Raw genomic sequence first — 24,789 nt, forward strand, 5'->3', positions numbered from 1 at the left:
AATCCTTCCTGTGTCCCGCGTCGGGGATCGTCACCACCCGGGTCTCACAACCCGAGATACGCCTTCTTGACGTCGTCGTTGGCCGCCAGCTCGGCGCCGCTGCCCTGCATCACGATACGCCCGGTCTGGATCACGTAGCCATGGTGCGCGATCGACAAGGCCTTGTGCAGGTTCTGCTTGACCAGCAGGATCGTCACGCCGGTCTCGTTGACGCGCTGGATCACCTCCAGCACCTTCGCGACGAACTTCGGCGCGATGCCCCACGACGGCTCGTCCAGCATCAGCAGCTTCGGCTTCGCCATCAGGCCGCGCGCGATCGCGAGCATCTGCTGCTCGCCGCCGCTCATCGTGCCGGCGAGCTGGGTCTCGCGCTCCTTCAGGATCGGGAACAGCGTGAACATCTCGTCGATGCCGGCCGCCACCTCGTGCGCATCGGTTCGGGTGAAGGCGCCGAGTTCGAGGTTGCGCCGCACCGACAGGCGCGGGAACAGCCGGCGGCCTTCGGGCACCAGCGACAGCCCGAGCGGCACCCGCTGGTGGGCCGGCAGCTCGTGCACCGGCCGGCCGTCGAAGCGGACGCTGCCGGCATCGACCTGGTTGAGCCCGGCGATCGCGCGCAGCGTGGTCGACTTGCCGTTGCCGTTGCCGCCGACCAGCGCGACGATGCTGCCCTGCTGCACCTCGAGGCTGACATCGGACAGCGCGAGCACGCCGCCGTAGCTGACGCGGAGATTCGAGACCTGCAGCATCATTCGTCTCCCAGGTAGGCGTGGATCACCTGCGGGTCGCGCGAGACCTCGGCCGGCGTGCCGTCGGCGATCTTCACGCCCCGGTCGAGCACGACGATCCGGTCGGCGATCGGCATGATGCCCTCGAGCACATGCTCGACGATCAGGCAGGCGATGCCGCGCTCGCGGATGCTCAGCACCACCTTGACCATCTCGCGCACTTCCGACGGGTTCAGCCCGGCCATCACCTCGTCCATCAGCAGCAGCTTCGGCGCGATGGCCAGTGCGCGCGCCACCGACAAGCGGCGCTGCTCGCTGATCGTCATGCTGCCGGCCGGCTTGTCGGCGAAGGCATCGAGGTTGACGAAGGCCAGCCATTGCAGCGCCTCGGCACGCGCCGCCGAGACGCGTCGGTTGCGCAGCAGCGCACCGGCCATCACGTTCTCGCAGGCCGTCATGCTGGTGAAGGTGCGCGCGACCTGGAAGGTGCGGCCGACGCCGGCACGGGCGCAGGCCTCGGGCGGCAGGCCGGAGATCAGCTGGCCGTCGAGCCGGATCTCGCCGGCGCTCGGCGCGTAGAAGCCGGCCACGCAGTTGAATGCGGTCGTCTTGCCGGCGCCGTTCGGGCCGATCAGCCCGACGATCTGGCCGGCGTCGACGCTGAACGAGACGTCCTGGTTGGCCATCAGGCCGCCGAAGCGCTTCGAGACGCCATGCAACTCCAGGAGACTCACAGCACCACCTCCACCTTGGCTTGTTCGACCGCACGTGCCCGGCGCCGCTGCTGCCGTTCGCGGAACCAGCCGATCAGCCCGCTTGGGTAGAACACCGCGATGCCGACGATCAGCGCCGCGTAGATGATGGTGTCGGTGCCGCGGCCGGTGCCGCCGAAGCTGGCGCGCGTGAGCTCCTCGATCGTCGTCAGCACCACCGAGCCGACCACCGGCCCGAACAGCGTGCCGACGCCACCGAGGATCGACACCAGCGCCATCTTGATCGACAGCGCGGTCGACAGCACCGAGCCCGGGTCGATGTACAGCTCCTTCTGCGCATACAGGCTGCCGCCGAGCGCGGTGAAGAACGCGCTGAGCGACAGCGCGACCTGCTTGTAGCGGGCGATGGGAATGCCGATGCTGCGCGCGGCATCGGGCTCGTCCTTGATGGCCCGCAGGTAGTAGCCGATGTGGCTGCGCTCGACGGCCCAGGTGGCCCCCAGCGTCAGCACCAGCAGCCCGAGCGCGATCCAGTAGTACGGCGCCTTGTCGGCGAACACCATCGTGGCCCAGCCCCGCTGGTCCATCGGGATCGTCAGGCCCACCGCGCTGCCGGCGTACTCCCAGTTGGTGAAGACGATCTGCACGATCTCGGCGACCGCGATGGTCGCCATCGCGAAGTAGTGGCCCTTCAACCGGAAGCACGACCAGCCGAAGCCGAGGCTCAGCAGCGCCGCGACCGCGCCGCCGAGCAGCATGCCGAGCCAGGGGTTGACGCCGAAGTTCAGCAGCAGCAGCGTCGAGGTATACGCGCCGAGCCCGTAGAACGCCGCGTGGCCGAGCGAGACCTGGCCGGCATAGCCGCCGAGCAGGTTCCAGGCGACGCCGAGCTGCGCCGCCATCAGCACCAGGATCGCGAGGTTCAGGTGCGACGGGCTGTGCGTGACGAACGGCAGCAGCACGGCGGCGGCCGTCAGCGCGCCGAGCGCCAGGGTCTTTGTCGAAGCTTTCATGCTTTCCCCTTATGCCTTGCCCATCAGGCCCTGCGGCCGGAACATCAACACCGCGAGGAACAGCACCAGCACGACGGCGGTCTTGTACTGCGGACCGAGCAGCAGGCCGCCCATCACCTCGATCACGCCGACCAGGATGCCGGCCCAGAACGCGCCGGTCACGCTGCCGAAGCCGCCGAGGTTGACGACCACGAAGGCGAGCAGGATGAAGTTGGCGCCGACCTCGGGAAAGATCGGGAAGAAGGTCGCCAGCAGCACGCCGGCCGCGCCGGCACAGGCCGCACCGATGCCCCAGGCGAGGGCAAACATGCGGTGCGAATCGATGCCCATCAGCTGCGCGGCCTCCTTGTCGGCCGCGGTGGCTTCGAGGGCCGCACCGAGCCGGGTGCGGGTCAGGAAGAAGTGCACCAGCGCGGTGACCACGATCGCGCCGAGCCCGGCCACCAGCTGCGGCTGGCCGAGCTGGATGCCGGCCAGCTTGACGCTGCCGCTGACCCACGAGCCCTCGATCGAGCGGAAGTCGGGCTTCCACAGGAACTGGGCGACGCCGCGCAGCAGGATCATCAGCCCGAAGGTGGTGAAGATCTGGCTCAGCATCGGCGCGTCGATGATGCGGCGGATCACCAGCTTGTACAGCAGCATGCCGAACGCGAACAGCATCAGCACCGTGAGCGGCAGCGTCAGCAGCGGGTCGAGCGCGTACAGCGCGAACAGCCAGAAGCTCGCGTACATGCCGAGCATCAAGAACTCGCCATGCGCGAAGTTCACGATGTCCATCACGCCGAAGATCATCGTGAGGCCGATCGCGACCAGCGCGTAGATCAGGCCGATCAGCACGCCGGAGGCGAGGGTCTGGAGGAGTATTTCTGCGGTCATCGTCTTTCCAACCGTTTCCAGATCCGTTCGGGCTGAGCCTGTCGAAGCCGGCGAACCGCGCGAGCGTTTCGACAAGCTCAACGCGAACGGGTAGCAGTGGCTCACATCCAGGGCTTCGACAAGCTCAGCCCGAACGGATTCACAGCCCAAGCGGACTCACTGCCCGAGCGGATTCAAGTTACTTGCGCTGGTCCCACTTCGGCATCGGCCACGTCACCTCGCGCGTCGCGAGGTTGAACGGGTACACCGTGTTGTACTTGCCGTCGACGATCTGCACCAGGATGCCGCGGCCCAGCGTGTTCTGGCCGGTAGCGTCGAACTTGACGCCCTTCCACGGCATGATCAGGTTCTCGGCGCGCAGGTCGGTCTCCGCCAGCGCCTTGCGGATCGCCTCCGGCTCGGTCGACGCGGCGCGGTTGATCGCATCGGCCAGCACCATCAGCCCGGTGAAGGTGCGCGACGAGTTGCCGGTGAAGTTGGCCTTGTAGCGCGCGAGGAACAGGTCGTTGACCTGCTTGATCAGCGGGTTGCGCGTCGCCAGGTCGAGCGCCCACACCTCGCGCGTGATCACGTACTCGGCGTCCTTGCCCAGCGTCTTGATGAACTCGGTGTCGGTGAAGCCGGCGTTGTTCGCGAGGATCATGTCCGGCGAGAAGCCCAGCTCCTTGTAGGTCTTCATCGACAGCAGCGCGTCGCCCAGGTACGACGACTGCATCACCAGCGACGGGTTGGCCGCCTTCAGCGTCTGCACTTCCGACGTGAGCTGCGTGCTCTTGGCCGGGTAGGTCACCTGCTTGACCAGGTTGTAGCCCTTCTCCGGCGCGAGCTTCGCCTGCAGCTTGGTGGTCTCGTTGCCCCACAGCGTGTTCTCGTTGAAGGTCGCGATCGCGCCGACCTTGAAGTTCTTCTTCGCCTCCAGCTCCTTCAGGAAATCGAAGAAGTTGTGCACGAACAGGTCGTCGTGCGGCGTGGTGCGGAAGAACCACTTGAAGTTGCGCGCCGTCAGCGAGGCCGACGACGACTCCGGGTTCAGGAAGGGAACGCCGTAGCGCTCGGCCACCTGGCTCGCGGTGGCCGTCACGTTGCTGTTGTAGGCGCCGACCAGCGCGACCACCTTCTCCTGCGTGATCAGCCGCTCGGCCTCGGTCGCGCCGGTCTGCGGGTTGCCCTGGTGGTCGGCGAACACCAGCTTGACCTTCGCGCCCTTCAGCTTCGGCAGCCCGCCACCGGCCGCGAACGGCAGGTCGGCGATGCCCTTCGCGCCGTTGTTGATGATGTCGGCGGCCAGTTCCAGCGCGTTCTTCAGCTCGGCGCCGGTCGACGCCGCCGGGCCGGTCAGCGGGTAGATCACGCCGATCTTCACCTCGGCCGACTGCGCACGCGCAGCCGTGCCGAAGCCCAGGCCGAACAAGGTGGCGCCCAGCGCCTGGAGAACGCTTCTGCGGGGCTGCGGATGTTGCATGGGGACTGCTCCTGAAAGTGGCTTAGGACGGAACGGGATTCAGAGACTGGCGATGTGCGTGTTCAGCAGGTCGGTGATCAGCATCGCGCCGGGCGCGTGCGTGATGCAGAACTCGGGGCGGGCCTGCGTGATCGCGGCCTGCGGCGTCACGCCGCAGGCCCAGAACACCGGCAGTTCATCGGGCATCACGTCGACCGCATCGCCGTAGTCGGGGCGCGCGATGTCGGCGATCCCGATCTGCGCCGGGTCGCCCAGGTGCACCGGCGCGCCGTGCACCGACGGGAAGCGCGAGGTGACCTGCACCGCGCGGATCGCGTCGGCAGCCTTCAGCGGGCGCATCGACACCACCATCGGCCCGTGGAACGGGCCGGCCGCCACGGTGGGAATGTTGGTGCGGTACATCGCGACGTTCCGGTTCTGCGCGACGTGGCGCAGCGGCACGCCGGCATCGAGCAGCGCCTGCTCGAACGAGAACGAGCAGCCGATCACGAAGCTGACCAGGTCGTCGCGCCACAACGCGCCGATGTCGGTCAGCTCGTCGACCAGCTCGCCATGGCGCCAGACGCGGTAGCGCGGCACGTCGCTGCGGATGTCGATGTCGTGACCGAGCGTCGGCAGCATCGGGTCGCCGGGCTCCGAGACGGCCAGCACCGGGCACGGCTTCGGGTTGCGCTGGCAGAAGCGCAGGAAGTCGTTCGCGAGCGACTGCGGCAGGATCACCAGGTTGCCCTGCACATGGTCGTCGGCCAGGCCGCTGGTGTGGGTGGCGTGGCGCCCGGCGCGGATCTCGGCACGGGCTCGCGATGCACTGGAGGACTTCGGTTCAGGCTTCATGACAAGACCCTGGCGGCGGATGGGTTTGCGAATGGAGCGGATTGTGTTGGCCGGGACCGGGCTGCCGCAAACAAGAAATTTTTCGCTCAGGTCATCGATTTTTTCGATGCGCCGAATTGGGGTTTTCACCCGGTTTTGGTGCGCCGCCTCGGGGCCTTCGCACCGGTCTTCGGCACGCCGATGTAGTCGAACACCGCGTCCAGCACGTCGATCGCGACCGACGAGGTCGGGTCGTCGCGCCAGCTCGCATGCACCGGCAAGGGGAGCAGCGGCATCTCGCAGGCCAGCGGCTTGATCGGCAGGCGCTCGCCGAGCCGCAGCACCGCCGCCAGCGGCAGCGTCGCGACGCCGATGCCGCCCTCCACCAGCTGCACCATCGCCGAGATCGACGAGATCGCATGCACGCGTCGCGGCTCCAGCCCGGCCTCGCGGAACAGGTCGAGCAAGGCCACGTGCGGCTGCGAGCCGCGCTGGAAGGTCAGCAGCTCCAGCTGCGCCAGGTCGGCGAGCGTGTAGCGGCGCTTGCGGTGCAGGTCCTTGTGGCCGACGAACACCATCTCCATCGGCGGCAGCGCGCGGCTGCGCAGGTTCTCGCCCGAGGTGGGCAGCGCGGCAAAGGCCAGGTCGAGCGCGCCGCGCTGCACCTGGTCGACCAGCACCGGCGTGGTTTCGACCGTCAGCTCGAGCGCGAAATCGGGGTTCGTCCGGCGCATGTGCTGCACCCAGTCGATCAGCCAGGAGTGCAGCACCGACTCGATCACGCCGATGCGCAGCGACACCGTGCGCTGCGCGCCACCGGCCCCGGCGCCCATCTCGGCCTTGATGTCGCGGTGCAGCGCCAGCAGCCGCTGCGCATGCGTGAAGAAGCGCAAGCCGCCGACGGTCAGGCGGAACTGCTTGTCGCGCCGGTCGAGCAGCAGCACGCCCAGTTCTTCTTCCAGCGCGGCGATGCGGCTGGACATCGCCGATTGCGTGATGAACAGCTTCTCGGCGGCGCGCGAGACGCTCTTGAGGGTGACGACCCAGTAGAAGGCTTCGACGAATCGGTGGTTCATGGGCGCATTGTCGACATGCATCGAGCCGTTTCCACTGCGAATAAATTCGCTTGCAATTAGATCGCACGCTATGTATTATTCGCTCCATGGCACGCAACACCTCCCGCACCGCAGCCGGCAAGGCCACTGCCACGGCGACCTTCCCGGCGCAGATCGATGAACAGCTGTGCTTCGCGCTGTACTCGACGATGCTGGGCTTCAACAAGGTCTACCGCGATCTGCTGAAGACGCTCCAGCTGACCTACCCGCAATACCTGGTGATGCTGGTGCTGTGGGAGCGCGACGGCCTGACCGTCGGCGAGATCAGCGAGCGGGTGTTCCTCGATTCGCCGACGCTGACGCCGCTGTTGAAGCGCCTGCAAGGCACCGGCCTGATCGACCGCACCCGCTCGGCCGTCGACGAGCGCCAGGTGCTGGTCACGCTGACCGACGAGGGCCGTGCGCTCAAGGCCCGCGCGGCGCACCTGCCGCAATGCATCGCCACCGCCGCCGACATGCCGGTGGCCGAGATCCTCGACCTGCGCGACCGCCTGCTGGCGCTGCGCGGCCGCATGTTCAGGCACGAAGCGGCCTGACGCGGCGCTACCCTCCCCTCCCAACCACGACTCCATGCCATGACGCACGACACCATGACTTGATATTTACTTCGCACACGATCTTTTCGCAAGCACACCACATCATCACAGGAGCCTTCCATGAATGCATTCACCAAATCCCTGATCGCCCTCTCGGCCGTCGCCGCGTTGGCAGGCGTCGCGAACGCCGCGCAGAAGACGCCGGCGGCCGGCAAACCGGCGACAGTGACCGCGCAGCCGAGCGGCAGCTACGTCACCACGAAGGACGGCGTGCAGCTGTACTACAAGGACTGGGGTCCGCGCGACGGCCAGCCGGTGATCTTCAGCCATGGCTGGCCGCTCGATTCGGACAGCTGGGAATCGCAGATGCTGTTCCTGGCCGACCAGGGCTACCGCGTGATCGCCCATGACCGCCGCGGCCACGGCCGATCGAGCCAGCCGTGGGACGGCAACGACATGGACCACTACGCCGACGACCTGGCGGCGGTGATCGAGGCTGTCGACCTGAAGGGCCGGAAGGCGGTGCTGGTCGGCTTCTCGACCGGCGGCGGCGAGGTGGCGCGCTACATCGGCCGCCATGGCACCGGCAAGGTCGCGAAGGCGGTGCTGGTCTCGGCCGTGCCGCCGCAGATGGTCAAGGGCAAGGTGAACCCGAACGGCGTGCCGATCGAGGTGTTCGACGGGCTGCGCAAGGCGCAGATCGAGAACCGCTCGCAGCTCTACCGCGACATCGCGAGCGGCCCGTTCTACGGCTTCAACCGCCCCGGCGCGAAGGTCTCGCAGGGCCTGATCGACAACTGGTGGCTGCAGGGCATGCTGGGCGGTCACAAGAACACGCTGGACTCGATCAAGGCCTTCTCGGAGACCGACTTCACCGAGGACCTGAAGAAGTTCGACGTGCCGACGCTGGTGATCCACGGCGACGACGACCAGATCGTGCCGATCGACATCTCGGGCCGGGCGTCAGCGAAGCTGGTGAAGGGCGCGCAGTTGATCGTCTATGCAGGGGCGCCGCACGGGTTGACCGACACGCACAAGGAGCGGCTGAACCAGGATCTGCTGGCGTTCATTCGCAAGAACTGAGCGGCTGCGGGCAGAGGGAAGCGGCGCCGGCAATTCTGCAGAAAGTGAGGAGCCGGCGCGCCCGTTTTTTTTCTAGCATCGCGCACCGCCCGGGCTGTTGGGGCCACTCGAACAACATCCCCAGGAGCCTCTTCATGCCGCTTCCTTCCCTCAGGCGCACGGCCGCTGCGCTGGTGCGCATTGCCTCGGCCTGCGTGGCCATCAACCATCCCGCAGCACACGCCCAGACCCTGCCGCCTCCACCGGTGTCGCCGATGCCGCTGGAGCGCTACGAATACGACGCCATGGGTCGCCGCACGAAGATCATCCGCGGCGCCGGCACATTGAACCTCGAGACGCGGTTCCGCCACGACACGCTCGGGCGCGTCATTGAAGCCACCGACCCGCGCAACGGCACGACGAGCCTCGGCTACGACGGCGGCCATCGGCCCACCCAGGTGACCGACCCGCGCGGGCTGGTCACGCAGTACCCGCGCAATGGCTTCGGCGATGTGCAACAGCGGATCAGCCCGGACTCCGGCACCGATCGATTGACGTATGACGCCGCCCGCAACCTGAAGACCCGCACCGACAGCCGCGGCGTGCTGACCACCTACGGCTACGACGCCAGCGATCGCCTGACGAGCGCGGAGTACGCGAAGGGAGGGCACGCGAGCGAGACGGTCACCTTGGCGTACAGCCAGCAGGGCTCGGATTTCTCCTTCGGTGGCGGCCGGCTCACGAGCACCGCTTTCCCCGGTGGATGGAACCGCTACGCCTATGACGAGCAAGGCATGATCGCCCGCGACCTCCAGCATCTGGAAGCAAGCACAGGCGGCAACCCGGGCCCACTCGACCAGTTGGTGGTCTACGGCGAGACGCTGGGCAACCCGAGCAGCATCATCTACCCCTCGGGACGCCGGCTCACCATGACCTGGGTGGACGGCGAGATCACCGCGATGGCGCTGGCCCGCAGCAGCAGCGGCACGGCCACGCCCTTGTTCACGCAGATCGTCTGGACGCCGTTCGCCGGCTCGCTCAAGCGCTGGACCGCGCACATGGCGAGCGGCACGCTGACGAACCAGCGCTTCTTCGACCTCGCGGGGCGCATGACGCGCCACACCTTCGGCGATGTGTTCCGCGACATCCACTACGACGCGGCGAACCGCATCGTCGGGTTCACGCACCTGGCACCCGACGGCACACCGCGGCCGGCACTGGATCAGGCTTTCGGCTACGACGAGAACAGCCGCATCACGCGCATCACGACGAACGCGGCCACCTGGGCGATCGCGCACGACCCGAACGGCAACCGCAGCAGCGTGAGCCTGAACGGCAGCCCGAGCCTGTACACGACCGAGGCGACCAGCAACCGGCTGACGGTCATCACGAACCCGGCGCGCAGTTTTTGCCCATGACCCCGCCGGCAACACCACGAGCGACAGCGCGGGCTACATGGCCACGTTCAACCTGCAAGGGCAGTTGGCGACGATCACGAAGGCCGGCGTGACGACGCACTACACCTACAACGCCAAGGGGCAGCGCGTGCGCAAGGTCAGCAGCACGGGCCCGGCGAGCACCACGCTGTTCGTGTACGACCCGCAGGGACACCTGCTGGGCGAGTACGACCAGAACGGCGTGGCCTTGCGGGAATACGTGTGGCTGAGGGATACGCCGATGGCGATGTTCACGCCGGACCTCGCCGACCCGGCCGGTGAGCCGCTGGTGTACTTCATCCACACCGACCATCTGAAGGCACCCCGCATCGTGGTGGACCGCGACAACCGCCTGCGCTGGCGCTGGCTGGCCGAGCCGTTCGGGACCACCGCGCCGGAGGTCGATCCGCAGGGGTTGGGGGTGTTCACGCAGAACCTGCGCTTTCCTGGGCAGTACGCGGATGCGGAGAGCGGGCTGTTCTACAACCAGTTCCGCTACTACGGTCCCGACGGAGGGCGCTACACGCAGAGCGATCCGATCGGCCTGCTGGGAGGAAGTCCATCGACCTATACGTACGTGGATGGCGATCCTTTGCGCTACGTCGACCCGAGCGGACTGAATCCGCTGGCGGGTGCTCTCGCCGGTGCAGAGGTCGGCTCCATCCTCGGCCCACCCGGCGCCGTGGTGGGTGGAATCCTTGGCGCGGGGGTTGGTGCCTGGCTTGGGTGGCAGGTCGTCGGCCCGATGTTGGTCAAGCCCCCAGAGAATGCTTACGATTCCGATGGACCCAAAGCGCCGGGCAAGCCTGGGGAAGCTGAGGGCTTCAAGGACCCGAAGGGTGGTGAGAACTGGGTGCGCAATCCCAACGGACGCGGCTACGGCTGGCAAGCTGCGGACGGTGGCGTATGGTGCCCCACAGGCCCCGACTCCGGGTCCACAGGTGACGCTCACGGAGGCCCGCACTGGGATGTGGAGTACCCCGGTGGCAGGTACCACAACATATATCCGGGCGGTCGACGCCGATAGGAGAACCATGATTCTGAAAGTCGAGCTGGGCAGCTTCTACTCACGCGGGGATGAGCGTCGCCTCTTTGAAGGCTTCAAGGAAATCGCTGCGATACGCGATGTCAAAGGTGTCGGCCGAGAACTGATGCTGGAGATCGAACTCGCAGCTCTCAGCAAGGAAGCTTTGCGTGAATTGCTCGCTCTGCTTTGGCGATACGAGATTCCGCTCGCACCATTGCGTGCCTTCGCCGAGAAAAAGAAGTTCAGTTGGCTGAATGACGCTCGGGGCTACTGGCACAGCGACATGTTTGCAGAGCACTCTGTTTCGGCGCCCGGCAAGCGACAAGCCCTGTCCATCGACGCATGAATGGAGAACTTCCCGCTCGCTCCCTCATCAACCAACTCAAGGCTTTCGTACCCGACAAGGCCTTGACCGGACGGATGCACGCCAATCTGGGAACAGACCTTGCTAAAGCGTAGAAGTCCGTATGGTCGACCGCCCCCGGCTTCCGTACGCTGGGCGCCAACAATCCCTGGAGTACCTCTCATGCGCGTGCGTCTTCCGCTTCTGGCCTGCCTGTTCTCGGCCGCCCTCGCCGCCCCGGCCTGGGCCCAGACCAAATGGGACCTGCCCGCCGCCTACCCGGCCAGCAACTTCCACACCGAGAACCTGACCCAGTTCGCCGCCGATGTCGACAAGGCCACGGCCGGCAAGCTGAAGATCACCGTGCATGCCAATGCCTCGCTGTTCAAGGCGCCCGAGATCAAGCGCGCAGTGCAGGGCGGGCAGGCGCAGATCGGCGAGATCCTGCTGGTGAACTACCAGAACGAGTGGCAGATCTTCGGCACCGACGGCCTGCCCTTCCTGGCCGACAGCTACGACGAATCGGCCAAGCTCTACAAGGCGCAGAAGCCGGTGCTCGACAAGAAGCTCGCCGAGCAGGGAATGATGCTGCTCTACGCGGTGGCCTGGCCGCCGCAGGGCATCTACGTGAAGAAGCCGATCAACTCGGCCGCCGACCTGAAGGGCGTCAAGTGGCGCGCCTACAGCCCGGCCACTTCGCGCATCGCCGAGCTCGTCAACGCACAGCCGGTCACGGTGCAGGCGGCCGAGCTGTCGCAGGCCATGGCCACCGGCGTGATCGAGTCGTACATGTCGTCCGGCTCGACCGGCTACGACACCAAGACCTACGAGCACATCAAGTACTTCTACGACACCCAGGCCTGGCTGCCGAAGAACGCGGTGCTGGTCAACAAGGCCGCCTTCGACGCGCTCGACAAGCCCACGCAGGCCGCGCTGCTGAAGGCCGGCGCCGACGCCGAGGCGCGCGGCTGGGCGCTGTCGAAGACCAAGAACACCGAGTACCTGGAACTGCTGAAGAAGAACGGCATGACCATCCTGCAGCCGCCCGCGCAGCTGAAGACCGACCTGAAGAAGGTCGGCGACACGATGCTGCAGGAGTGGCTGCAGAAGGCCGGCCCCGAAGGCCAGGCCATCGTCGACGCCTACCGCAAGCCGTGAGCGCCCCGCTGCGCCGCGGGCTGGACGCGCTGTACGACGCCAGCGCCGCGCTCGCCGCGGTCTTCATGGTCGGGCTGCTGGTCGCCGTGCTGCTGTCGATCGTCAGCCGGCAGCTGCATTTCAACGTGCCGGGCATCGACAGCTACGCCGGCTACCTGATGGCCGCCACCGGATTCCTCGCGCTGGCCCACACCCTCAAGCAGGGCGAGCACATCCGCGTCACGCTGCTGCTCAATGCGCTGCACGGCGTGGCCCGCCGTCGCCTGGAACTCTGGGCCCTGGGCGCCGCGAGCGCGCTGGCGCTGCTGGCGGCGTTCTACGCCTGCAAGCTGGTCTGGCAGTCGTACGCGTTCCACGACATCTCGACCGGCAACGACGCGACGCCGCTGTGGATCCCGCAGCTCAGCATGGCCGTCGGCAGCACCGTGCTCGCGATCGCGTTCGTCGACGAGCTGGTGCTGGAGATCCTCGGCCGGCGCGTGGTGCCGGTGTCCGAAGAGGCGAGCCGCAATGAATGACCTGCTGGTGACGACGCTGCTGATCGCGTCGCTGTTCCTGATCCTCGGCAGCGGCGTGTGGATCGGCCTGACGCTGTCGGGCGTCGCGTGGATCGGCATGCAGCTGTTCAGCTCGCGGCCGGCCGGCGACGCGATGGCGGTGACGATCTGGGGCTCGGCCTCGAGCTGGACGCTGACCGCGCTGCCGCTGTTCATCTGGATGGGCGAGATCCTGTTCCGCACCCGGCTCAGCCAGGACATGTTCAAGGGCCTCGCGCCCTGGATGCAGCGCCTGCCGGGCCGCCTGCTGCACACCAACGTGGTGGGCTGCGCGATCTTCGCGGCGGTGTCGGGCTCGAGCGCGGCCACCTGCGCCACCATCGGCAAGATGAGCCTGCCCGAGCTGAAGCGCCGCGGCTACCCCGATGCGATGGCCATCGGTTCGCTGGCGGGCGCGGGCACGCTGGGCCTGCTGATCCCGCCGTCGATCATCATGATCGTCTACGGCGTCACGGCCGACGTCTCGATCTCGCAGCTCTTCATCGCCGGCGTGCTGCCCGGCGCGCTGCTGGCGCTGATCTTCTCGGGCTACATCGCGCTGTGGTCGCTGCGCCACCCCGGGCAGATCCCGCCGGCCGATGCGCCGATGAGCCTGCGCGAGAAGCTCGATGCCTCGCGCAGCCTGATCCCGGTGGTGCTGTTGATCACCGCGGTGCTGGGCTCGATCTATGCCGGCATCGCCACCGCCACCGAGGCCGCCGGACTGGGCGTGCTGGGCTCGTTGATCCTGTCGGCACTGCAGGGCTCGCTGACCTGGCGCACCTTCACTCAGTCGCTGATGGGCGGCACGCGGCTGTACTGCATGATCGCGCTGATCCTGGCCGGTGCCGCCTTCCTGACGCTCGCGATGGGCTACATCGGCCTGCCGCGCCACCTGGCCGAATGGATCGCGTCGCTCGGCCTCAGCCAGTTCGGGCTGATCCTGATGCTGACCGCGTTCTACGTGATCCTCGGCTGCTTCCTCGACGGCATCTCGATGGTGGTGCTGACGATGGGCGTGATCATGCCGACGGTGCAGAAGGCCGGCATCGACCCGCTGTGGTTCGGCATCTTCATCGTGATCGTCGTCGAGATGGCCCAGGTGACGCCGCCGGTCGGCTTCAACCTGTTCGTGCTGCAGGGCATGACGCGGCGCGAGATCGGCTTCATCGCGAAGACCGCCTTCCCGTTCTTCCTGCTGATGGTGCTGATGGTGGTGCTGCTGTACGTGTTCCCGCAGATCATCACGTTCCTGCCGAATCAAATGAAGAGCTAGTGCCTGCTCCGCGCGGTGGATATGACGGCGCAAACGCCGTCAATTCATCGCTTTGTACAGGGGGTGGTACTTCTACGATGCCGGGGCGGAAAACTGTTCCGCGCCCTGGCGCGCCGGCCTGTCCGCACGCGCCCGTCCGCCAAAGGATGGACCCGTGTCCAATCTCACGACTCCGCCGAACTGGGCGCTGGACCTGCCGCCCCTGTCGGAACCGCCGGCCCCGGCGCCTGCACCCGCACCGGCCGAGAAGGCCCGTCACGAAGGCTTCCGCTGGCCGACGCCGCCGTTCGCCGCCTACCCCGATGCGCTGGAGCAGAACCAGCCGCAGGCCTGCCAGATCGTCGGGCTGAACGACCGCGAGATGAACGGCCGGCTGATCTTCTTCGTGCCGGAATCCACCGTCGCCCACGTGCAGGTGCCGCCGGCGCGCACGACGATGGCACTGCGCTTCACGCAGTTCCGCAGCCTGCGCGTCGTCGAGCCGCTGAAGCCCGCCAGCGACGGCAGCGACGACCCGCACGCCGGCATGCTGGAGCACCGCCCGTCCAGCCGCTACAAGGTGACGCTCAAATCCGGCGCGCTGCTCGACGGCGACACCATCGGCCACGTGGAAACGCCGCACGGCCTGTTCCTGTTTCCGCCGATCGATGCCGAAGGCAGCGTGCAGCGCCTGTTCGTGCCGCGCGACGCCTACGCCAGCTTCGAGATCGGCGAGCGCATCGGCGACCTGCTGGTGGCGCAGAAGATGGTCACCCCGCAGCAGGTGGCCGAAGCCGCCGACATGCAGCAGCTGCTGCGCAACCAGAAGCTCGGCGACATCCTGGTCTCGCGCCAGATCGTCACGCCGAACCAGCTGCTGAGCGCGATCGAGCAGCAGGCCAAGATGCCGATGGTGCGCATCGGCGAGGCGCTGACCTCGCTCGGGCTGGTCAGCGAAGAACAACTGCAGGACGCGCTGTCGCAGCAGAAGAACGACCGCAGCGTGCCGCTGGGCGAGCTGCTGGTGCGCATGGGCACCGTCTCGCGCGAGGACCTGCAGACGGCGCTCGCCCGCAAGATGGGCTACCCGGTCGTCAACGTCAACGCGTTCCCGGTCGAGGCCGATGCGCTGCGCAAGCTGCCGTATGCGGCGGCCGCGCGGCTGCAGGTGCTGCCGCTGCTGATCCGCGAAGGCCGGCTGGTGATCGCGATCGACGACCCGGCACGCCGGCGCAGCGCAGTCGACGAGGCCGAGTTCATCGCACAGATGAAGATCGTGCCGGTGCTCGCGCTCGGGCGTTCGGTGGGCGACACCATCTTCGACGCCTACGAGAAGATCGGCGCCGCCAACCACCAGGCGGCCAGCGGCGAGTCGCCCGACAAGCCGATCGAGTTCGTCGCCGCCGACACCGGCAAGCTGATGGAGACGCTCGAGAAGGAGCACTCCGATCTGCCCGGCTTCGAGGACGAGCGGCAGATCGAGCAGTCCGACAACTCGCTGGTGCGCCTGATCAACAACATGATCATCGAGGCGCACAAGGAAGGCGTCTCCGACATCCACATCGAGAGCTACCCCGGACGCGACAAGATCAAGATCCGCTTCCGCAAGGACGGCACGCTGCGCACCCACCTGGAGCTGCCGCCGAACTACCGCAATGCGCTGATCGCCCGCATCAAGATCATGTGCGACCTCGACATCTCCGAGCGCCGCAAGCCGCAGGACGGCAAGATCAACTTCGCCAAGTTCTCGGCCCAGCACAAGATCGAACTGCGCGTGGCCACCATCCCGACCAACAGCGGGCTCGAGGACGTGGTGATGCGGATCCTCGCGTCGGCCAAGCCGATCCCGCTGGACAGCCTGGGCCTGAGCCCGTGGAACCTGAAGCACCTGAAGGAGGCGATGGAGCGCCCCTATGGCCTCGTGCTGTGCGTCGGCCCGACCGGCTCGGGCAAGACGACCACGCTGCATTCGGCGCTCAGCCACATCAACGTGCCCGAGCGCAAGATCTGGACCGCCGAGGATCCGGTCGAAATCACCCAGCCCGGTCTGCGCCAGGTGCAGGTGAACCCGAAGATCGACTGGACCTTCGCGAAGGCGCTGCGGGCCTTCCTGCGCGCCGACCCGGACGTGATCATGGTCGGTGAAATGCGCGACGGCGAAACCGCGCAGATGGGCGTCGAAGCGTCGCTGACGGGACATCTGGTCCTGTCCACATTGCACACCAACAGCGCGCCGGAGACCGTCACGCGGCTGATCGACATGGGCCTGGACCCGTTCAACTTTGCAGACTCCCTGCTGGGTGTGCTGGCACAGCGGTTGGTGAGACGTTTGTGCCCCCACTGCCGTGTGTCAGGGTTGGCATCCACCGAAAAAATCGACGAGCTTCTGCACGATTACTTGCATATCTGTCCGCAAGATCACCCTCGGTTCCAACCCGACGTGATCCGAACAGAATGGACAGAACGCTTCGGCCAGAACGGCCAGTTGATGCAGTACCACAGCCCCGGCTGCGACAAATGCGGCGGCACCGGGCAGCGTGGGCGTGCGGGCCTGCACGAGCTGATGATCGTGTCGCGCGAGCTGCGCCGGCTGATCCAGACCAGCGCGCGTGCCGAGCAGCTGCTGCAGTGCGCGCTGCTCGAGGGCATGCGCACGCTGCGCCAGGACGGCATCGAGAAGGTGCTGCAGGGCGTGACCAGCCTGGCCGAGGTGCGGGCGACCAGCAACAGCTGACGGGGTCGCGCACCGGCCGCGGCGGGAGCGCGCGGCCATGAAGCTGATCGCTGCCTCGGCCGGATCGGGCACCGCTGCCGCCGCGGCCCCCACCACGCGCCGCGACAAGCCGCGCCTGGGCGACGTGCTGCTCGCGCAGCGCCTGATCTCCGAAGAGCAGCTCGCGCAGGCGCTCGACCTGCAGAACACGAGCGGCCGCAAGCTCGGCCGCGTGCTGATCGAGCACGGCGCACTGACCGAAGAGGCGCTGGCCCATGCGCTGGCCCGCCAGCTGCGCGCGCCGGTGGTCAACCTGAACAGCTACCCGCTGAAGGGCGAGCTGGTGCGCCAGCTCGGCGAGGTCGCAGCACGCCGCTACCGGGCGATCGTGCTCGACGACCGCGGCGACCACCTGCTGGTGGCGTTCTCCGATCCGCTCGACCTGGTGGCCCACGACGACGTGGCCCGGCTGCTCAAGCGCAGCATCCAGGTCGCCGTGGTGTCCGAAAGCCAGCTGACGCCGGCGTTCGACCGCCACTACCGCCGCACCGACGAGATCTCCGGCCTCGCGAAGGCGCTCGAGAAAGACCTCGGCGACGCGGTCGATTTCGGCGCGCTGCAGGAGTCCGTCGGCCAGGAGGGTGCGCCGGTCGTGCGGCTGCTGCAGTCGGTGTTCGAGGACGCGATGATGATCGGCGCCTCCGACGTGCACCTCGAGCCGCAGGAGAACGAACTGCTGATCCGCAGCCGCATCGACGGCGTGCTGCAGACGCAGACGCAGGCCGACAAGCGCATCGCCGGCGCGCTTGCGCAGCGCCTGAAGCTGATGGCCAACCTCGACATCTCCGAGAAGCGCCTGCCGCAGGACGGCCGCTTCACGCTGCGGCTGCGCGGCCGCACCGTCGACGTGCGGCTGTCGACGCTGCCCAGCCAGTACGGCGAATCGGTCGTGATGCGGCTGCTCGGCCAGAGCAGCGAGGTGCGCCGTCTCGACGACATCGGCATGCCGGCCGACATGCTGGCGCGCTTTCGCGCGCTGCTCGGCCGCAGCACCGGCACCGTGCTGGTCACCGGCCCGACCGGCTCGGGCAAGACGACCACGCTGTACGCCGCGCTCGCCGAACTCGACGCGAGCAGCCAGAAGATCATCACCGTCGAAGACCCGGTGGAGTACCGGCTGCCCGGGCTGACGCAGGTGCAGGTCAACGACAAGATCGACCTCAGCTTCGCCCGCGTGCTGCGCGCCACGCTGCGCCAGGACCCCGACGTGATCCTGGTCGGCGAGATGCGCGACACCGAGACCGCCGAGATCGGCCTGCGCGCCGCGATCACCGGGCACCTGGTGCTGTCGACGCTGCACACCCGCGACGCCGCCAGCACGCCGTACCGGCTGCTCGACATGGGCGTGCCGGCCTTCATGGTCGCGACCGCGCTGCAGGCCGTGGTCGCGCAGCGCCTGGTGCGCCGCAACTGCACCCAGTGCGCGCGCCCGCACGACGCGTCGCCGCAAGAGGCCGCCTGGCTCGGCCTGATGACCGGCGACAGCGCGCTGGCGACCCAGCGCGGCCGCGGCTGCCTCGCCTGCAACAACACCGGCTACGCCGGCCGGCTCGGCGTGTACGAGATGCTCGAGATGGACGCCGCGCTGGCGCAGACCGCCACCCACGGCGACCCTGCAAGCTTCCTGGCCGCGGCGCGCGCGCGCATGCATGGCCGCACGCTCGCGCACCGGGCCGCCGACCTGGTCCGCGCCGGCCAGACCTCGGTCGCCGAGGCGATGCGGCTGACCAGCGAGTTCGATCAGGAGTAGCGCGATGGATCGCTTCAGCTGGAAAGGGCGCAATGTGCGCGGTGAGCTGATCACCGGCACGCTGAACGCCGGCAGCCAATCCGCGGTGGCCGACCAGTTGCTGGCCGGCGGCGTGACGCCAGTCAGCATCGCACCGAACAGCGACGTCGCGACACTCGCGCGGCCTTCGTGGTGGCAGGCCGTGCGCAGCCACCCGAGTACGCCCGAAGACACGCTGGTGCTGGCCCGCCAGCTGCATTCGCTGCTGCGCGCCGGCGTGCCGCTGCTGCGAGCGCTGGCCGGCCTGCAGGCCTCGGCGATCAAGCCGGCGCTGGCGCTGATGCTGGCCGACGTGCGCGCCTCGCTCGACCAGGGCCGCGAGCTGTCGGCCGCGCTGACGCGCCATCCGCAGGTGTTCACCGGCTTCTTCGTCGCGATGACGCGGGTCGGCGAAATGACCGGCCGGCTGCCGGAGGTGTTCCAGCGCCTGGCCGAGCACATCGAGTTCGAGATGGACATCCGCGCCCGCATCGGCCAGGCGCTGCGCTACCCGGCGATGGTGATGGTGGCGATGGGCATCGCGCTGGTGGTCATCAACCTCTTCGTGCTGCCGACCTTCGCGTCGGTGTTCGCCGGCTTCAAGGCGCAGCTGCCGCTGATGACGCGCGTGCTGCTCGGCTTCTCGGCGTTCACGCTCGCGTGGTGGCCGGCGCTGCTGGTCGCGGGCTCGGGCGGTTTCGTCGCACTGCGCAGCTGGCTGGCCACGCCGGACGGCCGCTACCGCTGGGATCGCCTGAAGCTGCGGCTGCCGATCGTCGGGCCGATCGTGCTGAAGGCCACGCTGGCCCGTTTCGCGCGCAGCTTCGCGCTCGCGTCGCGCAGCGGCATTCCACTGAGCCAGGCGATGACAGTGGTCGCGCAGACGGTGGACAACGCCTGGATCGCCAGCCGCATCGAGCAGATGCGCGACGGCGTCGAGCGCGGCGGCACGCTGTCGCGCTGCGCGGCGGCCAGCGGCATCTTCACGCCGGTGGTGCTGCAGATGATCGCGGTCGGCGAGGAAACCGGCGAGCTCGACACGCTGCTGGTCGAGGTCGCCGGCATGTACGAGCGCGAGACCGCCTACGGCATCAAGAACCTGGCCAGCGCGATCGAGCCGCTGCTGCTGCTGGTGATCGCCGGCCTGGTGCTGGTGCTGGCGCTCGGCGTCTTCCTGCCGCTGTGGAGCCTCGGGCAGGCGGCGATGGGCCGGGCCGGTTGATCTGTACACCTCCAGCAGCACCACCCTTCTCCGATAAGTCCGGCATGCGCACCCTGCCCTTCCACCCCATCCGCCAGACCGGCCTGTCGCTGATCGAGCTGGTCGTGTTCATGGTGGTGCTGAGCGCCGCGCTGGCCGGCGTGCTGCGGGTGTTCATCCAGGCCGGTGCGCACAGCGCCGACCCGCTGCAGCGGCGCCAGGCGCTGGCGATCGCCGAATCGCTGCTCGAGGAAATCGAGCTGATGCCGTACACCTGGTGCGATCCGGACGATGCCAACGCAGCGGCGAACGCCATCAGCACGGCCGCCTGCACGACCCTTCCCGAAGCGATGGGACCGGAGGCGGGCGAGACACGCTTCGCATCGCCGCAGTTCGACAACGTCAACGACTACAACGGCTACGCGATGAACGGCATCGTCGACATCACGAACACGCCGATCGCGGCGCTGTCGGGCTACTCGGCCTCGGTGGCGGTCGCCGCGGCGGCGCTCGGCAACAGCTTCTATCAGCTGACGGCGGCCAACAACGTGGTGCTGAAGATCACCGTCACCGTGACCAGCCCAGACGGCAACAGCCTGTCGCTCGACGGCTACAGGAGCTTCTATGCGTGGTCACCGGCCCTCTGACGCGGCGGCCCGCAGCCGCGGCTTCACGCTGGTCGAAGCGGTGGTGGTCATCGTGATCACCGGCGTGCTGGCCGGCATCGTCGCGAACTTCATCGTGCAGCCGGTCCGGCTCTACCTCTCGACCGTCGCGCGCGCCGACCTGGTGGACGCGGCCGACGCGGCGCTGCGCCGCATCACGCGCGACCTGCGCGCAGCGCTGCCCAACAGCGTGCGCGTCACCGCATCGGGGCTGGCGGTCGAGCTGGTCCCGACCACCGGTGCCGCGCGCTACCGCACCGAAGGCAGCGACCCGCTGGTGTTCGGCAGCATCGACACCTCGTTCGACCTGATCGGGCCGGCGCTGACGCTGAAGAGCGCGCAGCAGCTGGTCTTCTTCAACCTCGGCAGCGGCATCACCGGCTCGGACGCCTACGCACCGAACGGCACGGCCACCGAGCAGGCGGACTCGAACCGCCGCACCGCGACCAATGCCGCCGGGCCGGCCACGCTGATCACGATGAGTTCGCTGGCGGGCCTGCCGCTGCTGGACTTCGCGTCGCCGTACCGCGTGTTCGCGGTCGACACCCCGGTGACCTACCGCTGCAACCTGTCTGCCGGAACGGTGACGCGCTACAGCGGCTACGGCTTCCAGGCCAGCCAGCCGGACCCGCCCACCGGCGGCACGTCGAGCGTGCTGGCCACCGGCGTCACGGCCTGCCGCTTCGCCTACGACGGCGCGGTCGTCGCGATGAGCGCCGGGCTCGTGAGCCTGCAGCTCACCCTCGCCACCACCACCACCTCCGGCACCGAAAGCATCACGCTGCACCATGAAGCCCATGTCGCCAACGTGCCCTGAACGCGGCGCGGACCGCCGCGCGACGCACACCGGATTCTCGATGGTGTCGGTCGTGTTCATCCTCGTCGTGCTGGCCGCGCTCGGCGCGGCGCTGGCCTCGGTGAGCCGGCAGCAGCACGTGGCACCGGCGGCCGGGCTGCAGTCGGCACGCGCCTACCAGGCGGCCCGGGCGGGGCTGGAGTGGTGGGCGTACTGGCAGCGCAAGGTCGGCAGTCTGACCGGCGATTGCATGGCCACCAACAGCATCGTGCCCGGCGGCAACCTGGCGGGCTTCACCGTGACGCTGACCTGTTCGCGCACGCCGGGCACGGCGCCGGGCACGGCCAGCGACGGCGCCACCGAGCTGACCTTCTGGACCGTGGTCGCCAACGCCTGCAACGCGCCCTCCAATGGCAGCTGCCCGGCCACCGGCGCCGTCAGCGACACCTATGTCGAGCGGCAACTCACCTGGATGCTCGTGCGATGAAACTGCCGCTGCGTCTGCTGCTCGCTCTGGCGGTGACCTGCACGGCGCTGCCTTCGCACGCCGCCGACACCACGAAGCCCTGGATCACATCGGCATCCACCACCCGCTGCGGAAGCGTCGAAGCCGACGTGCTGTTTTCCGAACAGGTCACCGACGCCAGTGCACAGGCGACAGCCAACTACGCGTTGAGCGGCGGCGCGACCGTCCAATCGGCGACGCTGATGGCCGACAAGCGGACGGTGCGCCTGAAGCTGTCGTCGCCACCCGTCGGTAGCCAGACCTTGACCGTCAACAACGTGGCCGACCTGGCCGGCAACAGCATTGCGGCCAACGCGCAGGTGAGCGTGCCGTTCCGGGCGGCACCACTGGCCGGACTCGTCGGAACCTACTACGACCAGAACGGCACGGCCGCCGCCTACTTCACCGGCAAGACGCTCACCCGCCTGGACAGCACCATCAATTTCGACTGGTCGCTCGGCTCTCCGGACAGCAGCATCCAGGCCGATCAGTTCTCCGTCCGCTGGACCGGCCTGGTCCTGGTCCCCACCTCCGGCACCTACGATTTCGAGCTCGTCGCCGACAACGGCGTGCGGCTGTACGTGAACGACATCGAGGTCATTTCCCGCTGGTTGACGGTCAGCAACACCTACTACGCCACCGTCACCGGCTTGACGGCAGGCCACTACATCCCCTTGACACTGGAGTTCTACGAGGAAAGCGGCATCGCCGTGAGCAAGCTGCGCTGGAAGCCTCCCGGATCGTCCAGCTACGTCACGATCCCCGCCGGCAACCTGTTCCACTGCCAGAACGAAGCGCTCTCGCTCAATCACTTCAACATCAGCGCCAGCAGCAGCCCGTCCACCTGCGCGCCGGCCAGCGTGTCGATCACCGCGGTCGACAGCGCCGGCAACACCTACACCGGCTACACCGGCAGCATCACGCTCGGCACCTCGACCGGCCGCGGCGACTGGAGCGCCGGCAGCTCGCCGGCGCCCGCCGGCACGCTCGACAACGGCAGCGCGAACGACGGCGCGGCAAGCTACGCGTTCAAGGCCGGCGACGCCGGTGTCGTCACGCTGAAACTCGCCGAGACGCTGGCCCAGGACGTCGTCGTCACCGTGACCGATTCCCTTGTCTCCGGGGTGTCCGCTTCGAACACGCTGGCCTTCCGCGACAACACCTTCACGTTCGCCGAAGACGCCTCCAGCAAGATCAGCGGCAGCGATGTCGCGGTCGCGGGCCGTCCGCACGACTACACCGCGTCGCTGATCCGCAAGGACCCGAGCACCGGCAGTTGCGGTGTCGCGACCGACTACACCGGCAGCCGCGCGCTGAAGATGTGGCGAACCGACAGCAACGGCACCTGGACGGCCCCGACCGTGTCTGCGACGAGCATCCCGTCGTCGCAACCCGCGTCGAACAACCTGACGCTGAGCTTCACGTCCGGCGTCGCGAGCTTCAATCTCGATACCACCGACATCGGCCGCTACAGCCTGAACCTGCAGGACGACACGCCGAGCCAGACGAGCGCGACCGTCAGCGGCAGCAGCAACACCCTGACGGTGCGGCCGTTCGCGATCGTCCTGAGCGGATTGAAGCAGGGCACCAATGGAAACCCCGGTGGCTCGACCTACACCGACGGGATGTTTGCCAAGGCCGGCGTCGACTTCCAGGCCACGGCGGGGGCCTACCGATGGACCGCCGCGATGAAGAGCAACGGCACCGACGCCAACGACGACGGCCTGCCGGACAGCGGCGCCACGCTCGCGAACACCACCGCCGGTCTTCTTGCGCCATCGTTCACCAGCACGGTCTCGCTGTCGACCGTGAGCGGCAGCCAGACGCCCACGGGCGGAACACTGGGCACCCTGAGCGGCGGCAGCATCACCGGCTTCAGCGGCGGCAGCGCGACGGGGACGCTGCAGTACTCCGAGGTCGGCAGCTTCCTGTTCACGACGACCAGCGCGGTGAGCAACTTCATCGGCAGCGGACTGTCGCTGGGCCTGACCGTCTTCAACGCATCCGGCGTCCAGTCGGCGCGCGCCGGGCGCTTCACGCCGGCCGGTTTCACCGTCGGCACGGTCTCGCTGACGAACCGGTCCGACATCACTTGCGTCTCCAGCAAGAACTTCACCTACCTCGGCCAGAATTTCCAGCTGAAGTTCACGCTGACTGCCGTCAACGGCGGTGGCACGAGAACCAAGAACTACACCGGCAACTTTGCCATGCTGGACGTGGCGTCGGCCACCGCATGGCAGCTCGGCGGCGTCGACGGCAGCACCCGCTTCCTGACCTCCGGCAGTTCACCTCGCCTGGCGCTCGGCATCGCCAGCGGCAGCTGGGGCACAGGATCCTCGGGCGGCATCGCGTCGAACGTGACCCTGACGGCGGCGGCGCAACGCGGCGCCACCCCTGACGGGCCGTTCACCGCGAGCTTCGGCATCGCGCCGGTCGACAGCGACGGCGTCGCGATGAGCAGCTACAACCTCGACACCGACACCGTCATCGGCAACGACCGCACCCTGCTGACCACCGTGCCCTTGCGGTATGGCAGGCTGAAGCTGTCCAACGCCGTCGGCTCGCAGGGCCGCGTGCTGAACATGCCGCTGACGGCGCAGTACTGGACGGACGGCAGCTTCCAGACCAACACGTCGGACCACTGCACCTCGGTGCCGCCGGCGAGCGTGAACTTCGGCAACCACCGCAAGACGCTGACCGCGGCCGACACGACGGTGACCAACGGCAGCATCCTGGTCGCCTACGGCGTCACCAGCCTGTTGCTGTCCGCGCCGTCCGGCAACCACAGCGGCACGGTCGACGTTGCGCTCAGCCTCGACAGCACCACCACCGACACCTCCTGCCTGCAGCCGTGGACTCCCGGCAGGGCGGCGACGGCTGGCGCCGGCCTCGCCTTCCTGCGCGGCGGCTGGTGCGGCAGCGGCTACGGCAAGGACCCCGCCGCGCGCGCTGCGTACGGCGTGTTCCACGGCACCGACCGGCTGGTCGACCAACGCGAGAACCACTGA

At 68.0% G+C, this 24,789-nt stretch carries 22 protein-coding genes; 15 read left to right on the forward strand and 7 right to left on the reverse strand.

What is annotated here, in order from left to right; all coding sequences use genetic code 11:
* Positions 1-44: 44 nt before the first annotated feature.
* The 7 genes from ASC98_RS06915 to ASC98_RS06945 all read right to left on the reverse strand — a co-directional run bounded on the left by ASC98_RS06915 (position 45) and on the right by ASC98_RS06945 (position 6,681).
* Positions 45-749, reverse strand: coding sequence for an ABC transporter ATP-binding protein (locus ASC98_RS06915; protein ID WP_056806673.1), 705 nt, complete (start codon positions 747-749; stop codon positions 45-47).
* On the reverse strand, positions 749-1,462 hold the full coding sequence (locus ASC98_RS06920) for an ABC transporter ATP-binding protein (RefSeq protein ID WP_056806547.1): 714 nt from the start codon (positions 1,460-1,462) through the stop codon (positions 749-751). The genes ASC98_RS06915 and ASC98_RS06920 overlap by 1 nt, the downstream gene beginning before the upstream one ends.
* Positions 1,459-2,454, reverse strand: coding sequence for a branched-chain amino acid ABC transporter permease (locus tag ASC98_RS06925; RefSeq protein WP_056806550.1), 996 nt, complete (start codon positions 2,452-2,454; stop codon positions 1,459-1,461). The genes ASC98_RS06920 and ASC98_RS06925 overlap by 4 nt, the downstream gene beginning before the upstream one ends.
* Positions 2,455-2,463: 9 nt before the next feature.
* Entirely contained in the window at positions 2,464-3,330 is an 867-nt protein-coding gene (locus ASC98_RS06930) for a branched-chain amino acid ABC transporter permease (RefSeq protein ID WP_056806553.1), read from the reverse strand.
* Positions 3,331-3,508: 178 nt separating this feature from the next.
* Positions 3,509-4,792 carry an ABC transporter substrate-binding protein gene (locus tag ASC98_RS06935; protein ID WP_082542021.1) on the reverse strand — a complete coding sequence of 428 codons (1,284 nt, stop codon included), beginning with the start codon at positions 4,790-4,792 and terminating at the stop codon, positions 3,509-3,511.
* Between the two features lie 39 nt (positions 4,793-4,831).
* Positions 4,832-5,626, reverse strand: coding sequence for a putative hydro-lyase (locus tag ASC98_RS06940; protein ID WP_056806556.1), 795 nt, complete (start codon positions 5,624-5,626; stop codon positions 4,832-4,834).
* Positions 5,627-5,751: 125 nt separating this feature from the next.
* A complete protein-coding gene (locus ASC98_RS06945) occupies positions 5,752-6,681 on the reverse strand; it encodes a LysR family transcriptional regulator (protein ID WP_056806679.1) in 930 nt (309 codons plus the stop codon).
* Between the two features lie 86 nt (positions 6,682-6,767).
* On the opposite strand from ASC98_RS06945, the gene ASC98_RS06950 reads away from it, so the two are divergent.
* From ASC98_RS06950 to ASC98_RS07020, 15 genes are all read left to right on the forward strand, one after another.
* A complete protein-coding gene (locus ASC98_RS06950) occupies positions 6,768-7,256 on the forward strand; it encodes a MarR family winged helix-turn-helix transcriptional regulator (RefSeq protein WP_056806558.1) in 489 nt (162 codons plus the stop codon).
* A 120-nt stretch (positions 7,257-7,376) separates the two neighbouring features.
* The gene (locus ASC98_RS06955; protein WP_056806560.1) at positions 7,377-8,339 is read left to right on the forward strand and encodes an alpha/beta fold hydrolase; all 963 of its coding nucleotides are present in this window, start codon (positions 7,377-7,379) and stop codon (positions 8,337-8,339) included.
* A gap of 134 nt (positions 8,340-8,473) precedes the next feature.
* The gene (locus tag ASC98_RS06960) at positions 8,474-9,736 is read left to right on the forward strand and encodes an RHS repeat protein (protein WP_082542020.1); all 1,263 of its coding nucleotides are present in this window, start codon (positions 8,474-8,476) and stop codon (positions 9,734-9,736) included.
* Positions 9,737-9,773: 37 nt separating this feature from the next.
* Positions 9,774-10,781: an RHS repeat-associated core domain-containing protein gene (locus tag ASC98_RS06965; protein ID WP_056806568.1), complete on the forward strand. Its 1,008-nt coding sequence runs from the start codon at positions 9,774-9,776 to the stop codon at positions 10,779-10,781.
* Between the two features lie 7 nt (positions 10,782-10,788).
* Positions 10,789-11,127, forward strand: a complete 339-nt coding sequence (locus ASC98_RS06970; RefSeq protein ID WP_056806572.1) for a hypothetical protein — start codon at positions 10,789-10,791, stop codon at positions 11,125-11,127.
* A gap of 180 nt (positions 11,128-11,307) precedes the next feature.
* Positions 11,308-12,282, forward strand: a complete 975-nt coding sequence (locus tag ASC98_RS06975; RefSeq protein WP_056806576.1) for a TRAP transporter substrate-binding protein — start codon at positions 11,308-11,310, stop codon at positions 12,280-12,282.
* A gap of 8 nt (positions 12,283-12,290) precedes the next feature.
* The gene (locus ASC98_RS06980) at positions 12,291-12,800 is read left to right on the forward strand and encodes a TRAP transporter small permease (protein WP_056806682.1); all 510 of its coding nucleotides are present in this window, start codon (positions 12,291-12,293) and stop codon (positions 12,798-12,800) included.
* Entirely contained in the window at positions 12,793-14,094 is a 1,302-nt protein-coding gene (locus ASC98_RS06985) for a TRAP transporter large permease (RefSeq protein ID WP_056806579.1), read from the forward strand. Before ASC98_RS06980 ends, ASC98_RS06985 begins: the two co-directional genes overlap by 8 nt.
* A gap of 781 nt (positions 14,095-14,875) precedes the next feature.
* The gene (locus ASC98_RS06990) at positions 14,876-16,807 is read left to right on the forward strand and encodes a GspE/PulE family protein (RefSeq protein ID WP_056806684.1); all 1,932 of its coding nucleotides are present in this window, start codon (positions 14,876-14,878) and stop codon (positions 16,805-16,807) included.
* Between the two features lie 37 nt (positions 16,808-16,844).
* Complete coding sequence (locus ASC98_RS06995) at positions 16,845-18,596, forward strand: GspE/PulE family protein (RefSeq protein ID WP_056806582.1); 1,752 nt, start codon at positions 16,845-16,847, stop codon at positions 18,594-18,596.
* A 4-nt stretch (positions 18,597-18,600) separates the two neighbouring features.
* Entirely contained in the window at positions 18,601-19,836 is a 1,236-nt protein-coding gene (locus ASC98_RS07000; protein WP_056806585.1) for a type II secretion system F family protein, read from the forward strand.
* Positions 19,837-19,880: 44 nt separating this feature from the next.
* Positions 19,881-20,462, forward strand: coding sequence for a hypothetical protein (locus ASC98_RS07005; protein WP_056806588.1), 582 nt, complete (start codon positions 19,881-19,883; stop codon positions 20,460-20,462).
* Positions 20,440-21,297 (forward strand): prepilin-type N-terminal cleavage/methylation domain-containing protein, encoded by an 858-nt coding sequence (locus tag ASC98_RS07010; RefSeq protein ID WP_056806592.1) that lies wholly within the window; start codon positions 20,440-20,442, stop codon positions 21,295-21,297. Before ASC98_RS07005 ends, ASC98_RS07010 begins: the two co-directional genes overlap by 23 nt.
* Positions 21,278-21,763, forward strand: coding sequence for an agglutinin biogenesis protein MshP (locus tag ASC98_RS07015; protein WP_157598019.1), 486 nt, complete (start codon positions 21,278-21,280; stop codon positions 21,761-21,763). Before ASC98_RS07010 ends, ASC98_RS07015 begins: the two co-directional genes overlap by 20 nt.
* Entirely contained in the window at positions 21,760-24,789 is a 3,030-nt protein-coding gene (locus ASC98_RS07020; RefSeq protein WP_056806597.1) for a DUF6701 domain-containing protein, read from the forward strand. The genes ASC98_RS07015 and ASC98_RS07020 overlap by 4 nt, the downstream gene beginning before the upstream one ends.

Origin of the sequence: Rhizobacter sp. Root1238 (assembly GCF_001425825.1) — a bacterium.
In the GTDB taxonomy this organism is placed as follows: domain Bacteria; phylum Pseudomonadota; class Gammaproteobacteria; order Burkholderiales; family Burkholderiaceae_C; genus Rhizobacter.